9 protein-coding genes are annotated in these 13,751 nt (G+C 39.1%); 2 read left to right on the top strand and 7 right to left on the bottom strand.

Annotation, left to right across the window (positions count from 1 at the left end; all coding sequences use genetic code 11):
• Positions 1–42 precede the first annotated feature (42 nt).
• From NSQ62_RS03310 to NSQ62_RS03295, 4 genes are all read right to left on the bottom strand, one after another.
• Positions 43–1,392, bottom strand: coding sequence for a TrkH family potassium uptake protein (locus NSQ62_RS03310; RefSeq protein WP_341322507.1), 1,350 nt, complete (start codon positions 1,390–1,392; stop codon positions 43–45).
• A 106-nt stretch (positions 1,393–1,498) separates the two neighbouring features.
• Positions 1,499–2,266 carry a TerC family protein gene (locus tag NSQ62_RS03305; RefSeq protein WP_341322506.1) on the bottom strand — a complete coding sequence of 256 codons (768 nt, stop codon included), beginning with the start codon at positions 2,264–2,266 and terminating at the stop codon, positions 1,499–1,501.
• Between the two features lie 347 nt (positions 2,267–2,613).
• Positions 2,614–3,696 carry an SDR family oxidoreductase gene (locus tag NSQ62_RS03300; RefSeq protein WP_341322505.1) on the bottom strand — a complete coding sequence of 361 codons (1,083 nt, stop codon included), beginning with the start codon at positions 3,694–3,696 and terminating at the stop codon, positions 2,614–2,616.
• A gap of 28 nt (positions 3,697–3,724) precedes the next feature.
• Positions 3,725–6,763 (bottom strand): efflux RND transporter permease subunit, encoded by a 3,039-nt coding sequence (locus NSQ62_RS03295; RefSeq protein WP_341322504.1) that lies wholly within the window; start codon positions 6,761–6,763, stop codon positions 3,725–3,727.
• A 139-nt stretch (positions 6,764–6,902) separates the two neighbouring features.
• Here NSQ62_RS03295 and NSQ62_RS03290 point away from each other — a divergent pair, with 139 nt between their 5' ends.
• Positions 6,903–7,661, top strand: a complete 759-nt coding sequence (locus tag NSQ62_RS03290; RefSeq protein WP_341322503.1) for an NRDE family protein — start codon at positions 6,903–6,905, stop codon at positions 7,659–7,661.
• A 47-nt stretch (positions 7,662–7,708) separates the two neighbouring features.
• Here the strand turns inward: NSQ62_RS03290 and NSQ62_RS03285 are convergent, their stop codons facing one another.
• The 3 genes from NSQ62_RS03285 to NSQ62_RS03275 all read right to left on the bottom strand — a co-directional run bounded on the left by NSQ62_RS03285 (position 7,709) and on the right by NSQ62_RS03275 (position 11,870).
• Entirely contained in the window at positions 7,709–9,280 is a 1,572-nt protein-coding gene (locus tag NSQ62_RS03285; protein ID WP_341322502.1) for a peptide chain release factor 3, read from the bottom strand.
• A 135-nt stretch (positions 9,281–9,415) separates the two neighbouring features.
• Positions 9,416–10,234, bottom strand: coding sequence for a methyl-accepting chemotaxis protein (locus NSQ62_RS03280; protein WP_341322501.1), 819 nt, complete (start codon positions 10,232–10,234; stop codon positions 9,416–9,418).
• A 166-nt stretch (positions 10,235–10,400) separates the two neighbouring features.
• Positions 10,401–11,870 (bottom strand): UDP-N-acetylmuramoyl-L-alanyl-D-glutamate--2,6-diaminopimelate ligase, encoded by a 1,470-nt coding sequence (locus NSQ62_RS03275; RefSeq protein WP_341322500.1) that lies wholly within the window; start codon positions 11,868–11,870, stop codon positions 10,401–10,403.
• A gap of 267 nt (positions 11,871–12,137) precedes the next feature.
• Between NSQ62_RS03275 and NSQ62_RS03270 the strand changes: the two genes are divergently transcribed.
• Complete coding sequence (locus NSQ62_RS03270) at positions 12,138–13,715, top strand: ATP-binding protein (protein WP_341322499.1); 1,578 nt, start codon at positions 12,138–12,140, stop codon at positions 13,713–13,715.
• The last annotated feature ends 36 nt before the right edge of the window (positions 13,716–13,751 follow it).

Raw genomic sequence — 13,751 nt, 5'->3', positions numbered from 1 at the left:
AAAATGCGACGATTGCTCTCCATGAGTAATCGTCGCATTTTTTCAACCAATAATAATTCGCTCTTTTGGATAGTGATATTTCTTCTTTTTCGCTGTCCCACCAATTGAGTAAAGGAAGGAAATTAAGCCAACGCGCCCGATAAACATCAGAGCCATAATGACAAATTTTCCGACGGTCGATAAATCTTGTGTGATGCCTAAAGACATTCCGCACGTCCCGAACGCAGAGGTGATTTCAAATAAAATTTGCGTCATCGTTGCATGTTGCTCAGTAATGAGTAAAATCATCATCGCAACGAGCACCATGAAAATAGCAAAAATGAGTACGGCAAACGAACGGAAGACATCGATTGAATGAATTTCTCGTTTGAAAACTTGAATATCAGAATGGCCGCGTGAATAGGCAATCATAAACAATATGATAATCGCGAACGTCGTTGTACGAATACCTCCACCAACCGAACTGGGCGAGGCCCCAATAAACATCAGCCCACTCATAAACAGGTCCGTCGCTTCACTAAACGTCGTCACATCATATGTAGTTAAGCCTGCTGACCTTGTTGATACAGAGTGAAACATGGCCGAAAACAAGGCTTCGTGCCATTGCATTCCTTTAAACGAATAAAAGCTTTCTAATATTAAAATCACTAGCGTTCCGAAAGCAAAAAGCCCTGCGTAGGTTGCCGTTGTAATCTTCGTAAAGAGGCTGAAGCGAAACGTCGGATCTTTTTTTAACAAATAGGTCTTCACTTCAATTAATACAGGAAATCCAATCGCACCGAGAAAAATTAACATCATACACACAAATTGCACGAAATAATCATGATGGAACGGCTGCAAGCTCATACCCGTTATATCAAACCCACCATTTGTCGTTGCTGAAATTGCAGCAAATACTCCATTAATGGCAGCCTCTTCCCACGAATCAAAATAACGCTTGAAATGGACCGTTAGAATAATCGCACCAATCAATTCAATTAAAAATACAAGCTTTGCAATTTGTTTAATGAGCGCAACCACACCTGATAAATTGTACTGATTGTGGTCAATCATAATAAGCTGGCGTTCGCGCATCCCTATTTTTTTCCCGAACAACAGCCATAAAAACGTACCGATAGACATAATGCCAATTGCACCAAATTGCAAGATGATTAAAATCATTACTAATCCAAAGTCACTGTACGTTTCAGCAACAGTTACTGTCGTTAAACCTGTCACACTTACCGCACTTACCGCGGTAAATAAACTATCTAAATGCGATACCCGCACACCCTCTAAATGGACACCTGGAATTCGTAACAATAAATACGAAATTAATATTGCAAAAAAATAATACGTCAGTAATAGCTGAAACGGTGTAATCGTTTTTTTCCCAAACTTCTTTAAAGGCAATATAGTCGCCTCCATCATTTCATTTTTACCAGTATAATGAATTACGCTGAAAATGAAAAGAAGATACTTCGTTGATAGAAGTATCTTCTTACATTAATTAGCACTATTACGCGTTTTGCTTTTTGTTTTTGTACACACTTACTAAATAGCCACCAATCGCTAAGCCAAGTAACACTACCCAGAAAATAACTTTCCAAGTTGTTGAGTGTGGGAAGTGTGGATCAATAATAGCTAGGTTTTCGTGACCTAAAGCTAATACCGCTAACTTCACCCCTACCCAGCCTACAATTAAGAATGCTGTTGTTTCGAGTGTTGGGTAATCGTTTAATAACTTCACGAACATTTGCGCCGCGAAACGCATAATAACAAGACCAATAAAGCCACCTAAGAACATGACAGCGAATGGCCCAGCATTAATACCGCCGACCGTGTAATCCCCAAGATGCGGTAATGTCATAGCAATTGCAACTGCTGCAAGCATTGAGTCAATTGCAAAGGCAATATCTGCAAGCTCTACTTTAAATACAGTCATCCAGAAGCCAGAACCTTTTTTCTCAATAGCCTCGCCGTGTTCGTCTGTTTCTTCTTTTTTGAAGTGATTGTCATATAAGTGCTTAATGGAAATGAATAATAGGTATGCTGCCCCGATCGCTTGAATTTCCCAATATTTCGCTAGGAATGTAATTAAGAATAGCGCGACGAAACGGAATACAAACGCTCCAAATAATCCATAAAATAATGCTTTTTTCTGTTGCTCTTTTGGTAAATGTTTTACCATTACAGCCATTACAACGGCATTGTCCGCTGCAAGTAAGCCTTCAAGGAATACTAGTACAAGTAATACCCATGCGTATTCTAATAAAATTGCTTCCAAGAATGTTCTCCTCCTTCATAAAAATAAAGTACCCCAAATACTTAGGTTTTGTGCATATAAGTTGAAATATTAGCCAATTTAACAAAAAGAAAAGACCTTTGCCCATATTTAAAATACAGGCAAAGGTCTTGCTAAGCAAATTCATGCTATCACACCCGATGGTTTCCTACCATGTAATGACGAATGTGAAATAAGTTCATTCATTGTAAGACATGCTTTGTATTCGACATGCGCTTACGAAATCCCCCATAGCTACTCCCCTTTGACAAATGTCAACGGATATTCAACTTTATAATGTTATTTTAACGATAAAGTACAAAAAAATCAAATAAATTCTTTTCGTTTTATCAAATTTTTACATGATAACTTTTTAAATGCTTATTATCCTCATAAAACTGTACTAAATTTGGCAATACGTCGAAGAGATCAACCGATTGAACGTTCGCCCCTTGTAATAATCGCTCGCAATCGGTCGTATCAAATCGAGCTGCGTAATCTAAGTAATCGATCATTTGAGGTGGAACATGCCAAGCTTTGCGGACACTTTGTTGCTCCAACATGACTTTAGCAATTCCAAGTGGCAATATAATAAATGTTTTCCGCTTGGCCATTAACTGAGCTAGCCTATGATAAACCTCTAGCACTTTATATGGCCTTGGATCTGTTAGATGCACCGTCTCGCCCTCAGCCTGCTCATTTAAGTAAAGCGCAATGCTCGCCTTTACGACATAATCTACCGCCACAACTTGTAGCTCTGTACTTTTACTCCCGATTTGCGGAAATATCCTCTTTCCCTTTAAATGGTCTATCATATTCATTAAAAAATAGAGCCCGTCAAAACGCTGTGTTTCACCTGTTCGTGAATGCCCATAAATCAATGCTGGGCGCACAATTGTTACCGGCAGCTCTAACTTTAAATCATCCACTAATAGTTCTGCCTCAAATTTCGATTCCTCTAAAAAATTATGGAATTCTGGCGGGCGAATGAGTTCCATCTCTAGAATATCACCTTTACGCTTCCCCGAGATAAAGGCCGTACTAAAATACATATAGCGCTGTAAATTCGGCAAATTGCACGCAATTTCATTGACATTGGCTGTCCCGTGCACATTGACCTTCCAAGCTTTTTCGCGTTTAATCATAATATTTTGCTCAGCAGCTAAATGCCAAACTGCTGTAATCTTCGGTGCAATTAACTGAAGATCTGCATCTGCCAAATCTAAGTTCGGTAAGGTAATATCTCCTTCAAACAAAATAATTTGGCACTGGTTAAATTGTCTTTCTATTCCTCCTGCAACTACCTTTGCCTTTGCAAACTCCTCAAATTGCACGACTGCTATAATTTCTGTCGTAACTTGCTGTTTAAAAAGTTCTTTTATTAGATGTGTTGCAACAAATCCCGGAAACCCTACTACAAAATGACTCCCCATTGATTTCCCCCCTTTGCCTGCAACATTGCTAGTCTTTTTCGATTAAGCGATAAATGATTGGTACGATAAATAGCGTTAATAACGTCGAACTAATGAGTCCACCAATGACAACGATTGCCATTGGTTGATTAATTTCTGTCCCTTCGCCAATTCCCAATGCAAGTGGTACGAGCCCTAGAATCGTCGTTAAGGCGGTCATTAATATCGGTCGCATACGATCTTGTGCCCCGATGACAATCGCATCTTGCACATTGAAGCCTTGCTGACGCTTTTGATTAATGTAATCAATCAACACAATCCCATTGTTGACAACGATTCCGACTAAAATTAATATCCCGATAATCACTGTTACACCAAGTAACGTATTTGTTAGCCATAGGGATAACGCAACACCAATGACCATTAACGGTACACTGAAAATCATGACAAACGGTAATTTAAAGGACTCAAACTGTGCTGCCATTACTAAGTAAATGAGCACGACTGATAAAATGATAGCTAAAATCATATCTTGCTTTGCGCTATCAAATAGCTCGCGGTCTCCGCCAAAAATAATTTTTGTTGTGTCTGGAATTGATGCCTGTTCAATCGCAGCATCAACTTTCTTTGAAATCCCACTCAGTGATTCGGTTGTTTTGTATTTAACAAAAATCGCAATAGCTGCAGCTTGGTCTGAACGACGAATTGCTGTTTGCGTTTGTTTAATTTCAATATTGGCAAGCTCTTGTAATTCGACAAATACGCCGGCATTCGTACGGATTTTCATCATTTTTAATGCATCGACATTTTCACGGTAAGCCTTACCAAAACCGGTATAGACACCTAGTACTTCTCCGTCTTCCGCAATGATCTGTGTAGTAAATGCACCGCGCGTCATCGTATTAATCGTTTGCGCGATTTGTGCAGGTAATACACCGTACTTGAGCGCCGTATCATTGTTGATTTCAATTTGAATTTCTTCTTTTGTCGCATCTAAATCGGTAGTTACTTCAGTTATCGAGTCAATCATTTTTAGCTTTTCTTGAATCAACGCTACCGTTTCTGTTAAGCGTGCTTCATCACTATCCGTTGCTCGGAACGACAATGTATTAGGCGTTGAACCGGATGAAGAAGACAGCGAAAACGATACTTCTGCTTGTTCTCCAATTTCTGCTTTCACCTGCTTTTCAAATCGCTCAACAAAGTCAAACACCGATTGTGAACGCTCTGACAATTCAACAAGCTTCACAGAAATTTCCGCTTCATTTGCATTACTTGTACCGCGCGATAACGACTGCTGGTTACCACCAATTAAACTAACGACCACATCGACTTCCTTATAATCTTTAGCCATCGTTTCTAACTGCGAAACAATTTCCTCCGTTTTTTTAACAGAGGCCGTGCTCGGTAATTCAACAGACAGTGTGACGAAGCCTTCATCTGTTGGTGGTAAAAATTCCGTTCCGGTTTTATAAAGAGAAAATCCCGAAACTGCGAGTAACAGGACAGTTAATGATAAAACAAGTGCTCGTTTTTTTAATGCCCAGTTTAGTGCATTTTTATAGTTTTGATAAAACCAAGAAGCCTGTCGTTTATCCATAACTACTAAAGATTTTGTCGTTAAAAACTTACTTGCAAGCATCGGGACAACCGTTAATGCCACCGCAAGTGACGCAATTAAACTAAATGAAATAGTTAACGCAAACTCAGTAAAAATCTTTCCAATCAGTCCACTAATAAACAGTACCGGCACAAAGACCGCAATCGTTGTAACAGTGGATGCGGTAATGGCGAGTGCTACTTCCTTTGCACCATTAATCGCTGCTTCTGTTGGCGATTCTCCAAGCTCTAGATGGCGCTCAATATTTTCAATGACCACAATTGCATTATCAACAAGCATCCCAATGCCCAATGCGAGTGCACCGAGTGTCATAATGTTCAGCGAAAAATCGGCAAAGTACATTAATACAAACGTGACAATGACCGAGTACGGAATGGCAATGCCGATAATAAGTGGGCTTTTAATCCCGCGTAAAAAGACAAATAGAACAAGCATCGCAAATAAGCCCCCGAAAATTAACGACGAGCTAATATTACCGATTGCTAAACGCACATAGTCCCCTTGGTCGAATAGTATGGTCGCCTTTACCCCCGCATACTGTGGTTCTTGTAGGAGACGGTCGAGCTCCGCTTGGAAGGTTTCTGATACATCGGCCGTATTAGCACCCGATTCTTGAAGAACCGAAATAAGTACAGCCGGCTGATCATTGGCACGTGTAATCGTTGTGGATTCCTGTTCCTGACGCTTTACCGTTGCTACGTCACTTACAGTTAATGCCTCACCCGTTAACGGATTTACAGACAATGCCAAATCTGCAATTTGCTCGGCTGAAGTAAATAGACTGATAACACGTGTCGTTAACAATTGCCCTTCATCGGTATTCAGCTCTGCACCCGGTAATGAAATATTACTCGCTTGCACCATTTGCACAACGTCTGCTTGCGTTAAATTTTGCTGCTCTAGCTTTGCTGGGTCGAGTTCAATTTGAATTTCTTCTACGATTTTCCCTGAAACCGTAACACTCGCAACCCCATCGGTACGTTTTAATTCTTGCTCTAAGGATTCTGCTATTTGACGCACATCAACCGTGTCATTTTGTGCGGCTAACGCGAGCTGAATGACTGGAAATTGCGACGGATCAAATTTTAAAAAGCTCGGTTTCCCAGCATCATCTGGCAATGGTACTAAATCAATTCGCTGCAAGATATCAGTTTGCACCTTATCCATATCTGTTGACCAATTAAATTCTAAAATGATTAAGTTCGAGCTCTCCATCGAGGTTGATTGAACTTTTTTTATACCAGGCAATGTCGCAAGTGATTGCTCTAGCGGTTTTGTTATCTTTTCATTCACTTCAGTTGGACTTGCGCCCGGATAACTTGTGACAACCACCCCGATTGGTGGATTTAAGTCAGGGATTAATGTAATCGGAATTTTAAATAATGAAACTGCGCCTAGTATTAACACAATGAACATCGTCACAAGTGTAAATACAGGTCGTTTAATGGAAAATTTACTTATATTCATGGATGTAAGATCCTTTCATTTATGCGTATCTTATTTAACATTCGAGCGCTCTCTAAAATTTCCCTTTACCCTAAAACAAAAACTTTTAATACTGTGGTAAAATGTTACAAATTACAAAACTATTTAGGAGGCCAGCATTATGTGCTTAATTGCATTTGCTTATCAGTCACATCCGACCTTTCCACTTATCATCATTGCCAATCGCGATGAATTTTATGAGCGTCCAACAGCTGCTGCTGCATTTTGGGAAGATGCACCGATGATTTTAGCTGGGCGCGATTTAAAAATGAATGGTAGTTGGTTGGGGGTATCCACGTCAGGTCGCTTTGCTGCCATTACCAATTACCGTGATCCTAGCCGCCCAGAATCTGGTGAATTGTCACGCGGAGAAATTGTGCAGACGTTTTTAAGTGCTAACCAAAGCACTTCCTCATTTATTGACGAATTACGTGGAAAACGGGCTTTATACGGTGGATTCAATGTTTTGCTGTATGACGGCGTAGCGCTCCATCATTACAACAATGTAGTTGATGAACATCACATTGTCCCACCCGGTGTACATAGCGTCAGTAATGCAACGCTCAATACTGCTTGGCCAAAAGCGCGTTTTGCAAAAGAGGTGTTACAAACAGCGATTACGGCTGAAACAGTTGACACGACAGACTTGATTTCACTCCTAGCGAATGAACAAATCGCACCTGACGAAACATTACCTAATACAGGCGTTGGCATTCACTTAGAACGTGCTTTATCCGCAGCTTTCGTGAATTTGCCAAACTACGGCACCCGCTGCTCAACGGCGATTACATTTCAACAAAATGGTACCATCCAGCTATTAGAACGCACATATGAACAAGGTCAATTAGCGTTTGATACCGCGTATGAGATTAAATCTTGATAACAGAAAAAAGCTCACGATATTCGTTGTATCGTGAGCTTTGTTTCTTATAGTAAGCTATATAATTTAATGTTTTCGTTTTTCTCTGTAAACCAACGCATCGCAAATTCGTTTTCGAATAAGAATACTTTGCTGTCAAAGCGATCTTTTACAAGTAGTGAACGCTGTGAATGCATTGACTCACGAACATCCTCTTCATTTTCAATCCAACGCGCAATTTTTTGACCAACTGGCTGCATCGTTACTTCTACATTATATTCACCTAACATACGGTGTTGGAATACTTCAAATTGCAGTTGACCTACCGCACCAAGAATGATTTCTTCCGTGTGTAATGTTTTAAAGTATTGGATTGCGCCCTCTTGCACTAATTGTAGCACACCCTTTTGGAATTGCTTCCCTTTCATTACGTTCTTCGCAGAAACTTTCATGAAAATTTCAGGTGTGAACTGTGGTAATTTTTCAAAGTTAAATGATTTCTTACTACCTGTAACGGTATCGCCAATTTGATATGTGCCTGAGTCATATAGACCGATAATATCACCAGCAACCGCTGTATTTACCGTTTCACGATCATCAGCAAGGAACTGCGTTGATTGTGATACTTTAAACGATTTACCTGTACGCGCAAGTGTCATATTCATACCACGCTCAAATTGACCTGATACGATACGCACAAAGGCAATACGGTCACGGTGCGCTGGGTTCATGTTTGCTTGAATTTTAAAGATGAAACCAGAGAAATCGTTATGCTCTACTGGATCGATAAATTGGTCGTCCTCTGTAATACGAGGCTGAGGCGTTGGTGCAAATTGTAAATACGTATCAAGGAATGTTTGAACACCGAAGTTCGTTAACGCCGAACCAAAGAATACAGGTGTTAATTCACCACGATTAATTTTGTCGCGTGAATATTCGTTACCTGCTTCATTTAATAATTCGATATCATCCATTGCTTGTGTATAATACGATGTTTTCTTCATGTCATTATCAACAGCTAAATGGCCTGCTTCATCTAAAGGTAAGAAACGTTCTTCTTCCTCTACACGGAACTGCTCAATACGTTTGTTGTAACGATCGTAAATCCCTAAAAATTCTTTCCCCATACCGATTGGCCAGTTCATTGGGTACGCGTTAATGCCAAGGCTTTCTTCTAATTCTTCAATTAGTTCAAGAGGCTCCTTACCTTGACGGTCTAATTTGTTAATGAACGTGAAAATCGGAATACCACGCATTTTACATACTTTGAATAGCTTTAATGTCTGTGCCTCGATCCCTTTTGCTGCATCGACTACCATGACCGCTGAGTCTACCGCCATTAATGTACGATACGTATCTTCCGAGAAATCTTGGTGACCAGGTGTGTCTAGGATGTTGACACGGCAACCTGAGTAATCAAATTGCATTACAGAAGAAGTAACCGAGATCCCACGTTGTTTTTCGATTTCCATCCAGTCAGATGTTGCGAATTTCCCTGTTTTCTTCCCTTTTACCGTACCAGCGTCACGAATCGCGCCACCGAATAATAATAGTTTTTCTGTAATCGTCGTTTTACCAGCATCCGGATGGGAAATGATGGCGAATGTACGACGAGATAATATATCTTGTTCTAAAGTCATTGTTTTCGTCTCCTTTTTTGCATACTTAATTATCATAAAAGAAAAGCGTACCTCGGTACAACCATTTTTACTTAATATTTTCGAAATACATGAATAAGAAAAACAGCAGGAGTAATTTTACCCCCGCCGTTTTTGTTAAAACATTGTTTTCATAAATGCTTCTAGCTTCGTTGAAACATCATCTAGTTGTTCGATAACACCTGTCACATCTTGTGCTAACTTCGCTTCTTCATTTGAAGCTTGCGAAATTTGGTTCATATTTTCCAACAGTGATTTTAAATTAGATTGAACACCCGTTAACGCGGATTCAATTTTTGAAGTTGAATCGTCTGTTTGCTGTGATAGTTTTCGAACCTCCTGCGCAACAATGTTAAAGCCTGCACCAAATTGTCCTGCACGCGCTGCTTCAATCGAGGCATTTAAACCTAACAGATTCGTTTGACGCGAAATGTCTTTAATGAGCTTTGTAATATCATTGGTTTTTGCTGAGTCTTGCAATGCACGCTCTGATTGTTCACGAATTTCCGTGCTTGTTGCAGCCAATTCCTCCGAATGGGAAGCCATTGTATGCGTTTTACTTTGTAATGTGCCAACAATATCACGTACAACTCCGATGTATTCTTCTAATTGTCTTTCTTTATCGATTAGTTTCCCAAAGCCTAAAGCACCAACTACACGACCATTTTCACGAATTGGAAATGCATATGCATTAATAGCCATCCCGTAAACACTAGCATCTAAATAAATATCTGAATCACGACCATTTAATGCAGCCATCAAATTGGAATCGCTCGCATTAATTTTGTCCCCTTCACGATAATCTAATTTTAAATTTTCACCCGGTATGTATTTCACGATTCGATGATCCTTGTCCGCAATAACAATAACGGCCTCTTTTTTTAACGCCATATGAATGTAATCTGCCATAATCCCCATTGATTGTATAAATTCCATATCTATAACACTCCCATTCTACTTAAATAATTACTATTATCGTAACATAATTTGGTACTATTATAATAATTATAAGTGTTTTAATATTATTCTATTTTTACCATTTCTCTACATTTATAAAAAAAACGCAAGAGCTGCTTTTGCTCTCACGTTTCATTGTTACGAATTAAATGAATTTTACTTTTCCTGCATCAATTGCAATTTGTGCATCACTATGTGGGTATTTTGTATTTTCAATAATTTGATAATCTTCATGCCCTTTACCAGCAAAAATAATAATATCACCTGGATCCGCTACGGTAATCGCGTGACGAACTGCTTCTGCACGGTCACCGATACAAACAAAGTTGTCATGTTGCATGCCTTTTGCTAAATCACCTGTAATACTATCAAATGCCTCGTAGCGCGGGTCATCTGTTGTTAACACGACATAATCTGCAACGGATGCTTTTTCGGCCATTGTTGGACGCTTCGTTTTATCACGACCACCACCTGTTCCGACCAAGAAGATTAATTTATTTTCCGGTTTTTTATAAGGTAATGCCGCATTGATTGCTTTTTCAATCGCGTCTGGCGTATGCGCGTAATCGATGAATAGTTGAACCGGTAATTCAGAATCTACTTTTTCCATACGTCCCTTTACCGGTGGAAGCATTTCAATTTGTTCAATGATCGCATCGATTGGGAATTGACGCGCATAAAAGACCGCCGTTGCTGCAAGTACATTATAGATATTAAATTCACCTAGTAAATGCATCGCTACTGGGAACGTTCCTTCAGGAGTAATCATGTCAAAATACGTCATGCCATCTTCATAGCGACAACTTTCTGCTTTGAAAATCGCATCGTTCTTTAAGCCATATGTCCAAATAGGGAATGGTGTCATCGCAGCATAGCGCTCTGACCATGCATCATCCGCATTTAATACGACGTGTTTATTTTTCTCTAAATCTTGCCCAAGTTGTGAAAACAGTAAGCTTTTTGCATTGCCATAGTTCTCCATCGTACCATGGAAATCTAAGTGGTCATGGGTCAAGTTTGTAAATACCGCCACATCATAATCTACACCCGATAAACGACCCAGCTGTAACCCGTGAGATGAAACCTCCATCACCATTGCACGGCAGCCTTCCATTTTCGCACGGAAAATCATTTGCTGTGTATTCAGTGCGTCACTTGTTGTGTTCGCTGACTCATACAGTACACCATTTAAGTCGAAGCCAATCGTACCAGACAAAGCTGATTTCTCACCAAGTCCAACTAAAATATTGTGAATGATCCCTGTTACACTCGTTTTACCATTTGTTCCTGTGACACCGATCATCGTTAAATCCTTTGACGGATAGTCAAAAAATTTCGCCGCTAAAATACCTAGCGTACGATCCGTGCTATTAACAATCACTTGTGCGATGTCGCCCTCTAATTGTAAAAGTCGCTCTGTAACAATTACCGTTGCTCCAGCATTAACGGCTTGTTGTGCGTAATCATGACCATCTACCGTATAGCCCTTAATACAAATAAATAAGCTATTTGGCTGCACGCTACGCGAATCAATCGCGATGTCTTGAATCACTTTTGGCAATTGCCCTACGATTTTCTTTTGCATCAGTGTACTGAAAAGTTCTTCTGCATACATAATTAGTTCCCCCACATTTGCAATCTATTTGCGAATGAATAATTTCATTTACGATTTTTTATTGTTTGTACTAATCATCATACTGCTAATACCTCGAAAATTCCATGCTTTTACGCTTGAATCGCGTAAAAATAATGGAGTCAATTTCGGTTTCAGCCTATAATTTACGTCTTTTATCCTATATCTCCATCATATCAAAATTCGCCATTTATCGACATGGCGAATTCATGTATCATTAAAAGTATTATTTAACCGTTGAGGTGTCTCATGCAACAACATGACGTTTTACAAAAGCGTAACCTTTTTACGCTCATTACTTATCTATGTTCAAATTTAGTCGTAGTTATTGCTATTATTTTTCAGCAATTTAGTCATCACTTTTCATTCTTAATTTTTTGTGGTTTTAGTGTATTCATTCTTTTAGCGCTTTATTTTATAAAAACACCACCGAAAATCCTGCAAATTATTTTAATTTTTACTTGGCATATACTCATTTTCCTTTATAATTTCCAAAGTGAAAATCCGATCACACTTTACGGTTTTATTTACTTAATTAGCGTTTTAACAATCTATCGCTCTTTTTTAGTTAATATCATAAATAGTGTTTTTGTGTTACTAGAAATCGTTTTACTCTTTGAATTTTCAGTAATCTCTCTCGCATTTTTTAAAGTACAGGAAAACTATTTATTTTTCTTTTTCTTATTAATCGTTTGTGTCGTAAGTATTGCCCAAAGCTTTTATATTAAACAAATTTGGATGAAGATGGAGAAGCGCGCATTAGCTCGCGAATACGATTTAAATTCAAAACAAGCATATTTAGGGCTCTTTTTTGAACAAGCAGAAGATGCGATTGCTGTTTTTGATTTAGAGGATCGCGTAATTACTGTCAATCCTTCTTTTGAAAAACTGTATGGCTGGACGAAAGAGGAATCGATCGGTCGTTCATTACCACTTGTCCCACCTGAAAACATCGAGGATGCCAAAAAGCGCTCACAACTGCTAAAGCAAGGCCAAAGCTATCAATTATTTGAAACAACGGATATGCGAAAAGATGGGACTATTTTCAACGCACAAATTTCACTTTCTCCAATTTTCAATCCGGATGGTGCCGTCATTGCCGCTTCTGTTATTTCACGTGACATTTCGTACATTAAAGAAAACGAAAAATTAGTGCGCCAATCTGAAAAATTGAAACTAGTTGGTGAATTAGCTGCAGGAGTCGCCCATGAAATTCGTAATCCGATGACAGTTATTTCTGGTTTTGTACAAATGATGAATGACGATCAGGACTCACCTTATTACGAGTACACAAAGCTGATTCAGAAAGAAACGGAGCGTGTTGAATTAATTTTATCGGAATTTTTAGTGCTCTCACGCCCGCAAGCAACGCAGTTTGTCCCAATACATTTAGCAAATACACTTGATGAAATCGCACAATTTTTCCAATACGAATTTCAGCATCAATCCATTGAATTTAAATTAAATAATCGTTATCAAGATATCGTTATTTTAGGAAACGAAAATCAAATTAAACAGGTGTTTATTAACCTCTTTAGAAATGCAATGGAAGCCATGCCAAACGATGGCACGCTTACATTAGATGTTTGCCCAAGTGACGATAACAAAGAAATCTTTATCGGCATCAAAGATACAGGCTGTGGCATTCCACCCTATGTATTAGAACGGATTTTTGAACCTTTCTATACAACAAAAACAAAAGGAACGGGTCTCGGCATGATGATTATTAATAAGATCATTCAAGACCATAACGGCTCGATTAAAATTCGGAGTCAAGAAAATATTGGGACGGAAATTTTATTATCATTCCCCGTGAATTATCGTTAGTTTATGGACAAAAGAGCATTCGCGCTCTTTAAGCCC

It is taken from the genome of Solibacillus sp. FSL H8-0523 (genome assembly GCF_038051985.1).
Taxonomy (GTDB): Bacteria; Bacillota; Bacilli; order Bacillales_A; family Planococcaceae; genus Solibacillus.
Note: the sequence above shows the minus strand (reverse complement) of the source record. Positions and strands in the feature narration are given on the sequence as shown.

Bases quoted from the DNA above. Each gene is read 5' to 3' on its own strand.
- NSQ62_RS03300 (WP_341322505.1), bottom strand. From the start codon at position 3,696: ATGGGGAGTCATTTTGTAGTAGGGTTTCCGGGATTTGTTGCAACACAT.
- NSQ62_RS03295 (WP_341322504.1), bottom strand. From the start codon at position 6,763: ATGAATATAAGTAAATTTTCCATTAAACGACCTGTATTTACACTTGTG.
- NSQ62_RS03285 (WP_341322502.1), bottom strand. From the start codon at position 9,280: ATGACTTTAGAACAAGATATATTATCTCGTCGTACATTCGCCATCATT.
- NSQ62_RS03270 (WP_341322499.1), top strand. From the start codon at position 12,138: ATGCAACAACATGACGTTTTACAAAAGCGTAACCTTTTTACGCTCATT.
- NSQ62_RS03280 (WP_341322501.1), bottom strand. From the start codon at position 10,234: ATGGAATTTATACAATCAATGGGGATTATGGCAGATTACATTCATATG.
- NSQ62_RS03275 (WP_341322500.1), bottom strand. From the start codon at position 11,870: ATGTATGCAGAAGAACTTTTCAGTACACTGATGCAAAAGAAAATCGTA.
- NSQ62_RS03290 (WP_341322503.1), top strand. From the start codon at position 6,903: ATGTGCTTAATTGCATTTGCTTATCAGTCACATCCGACCTTTCCACTT.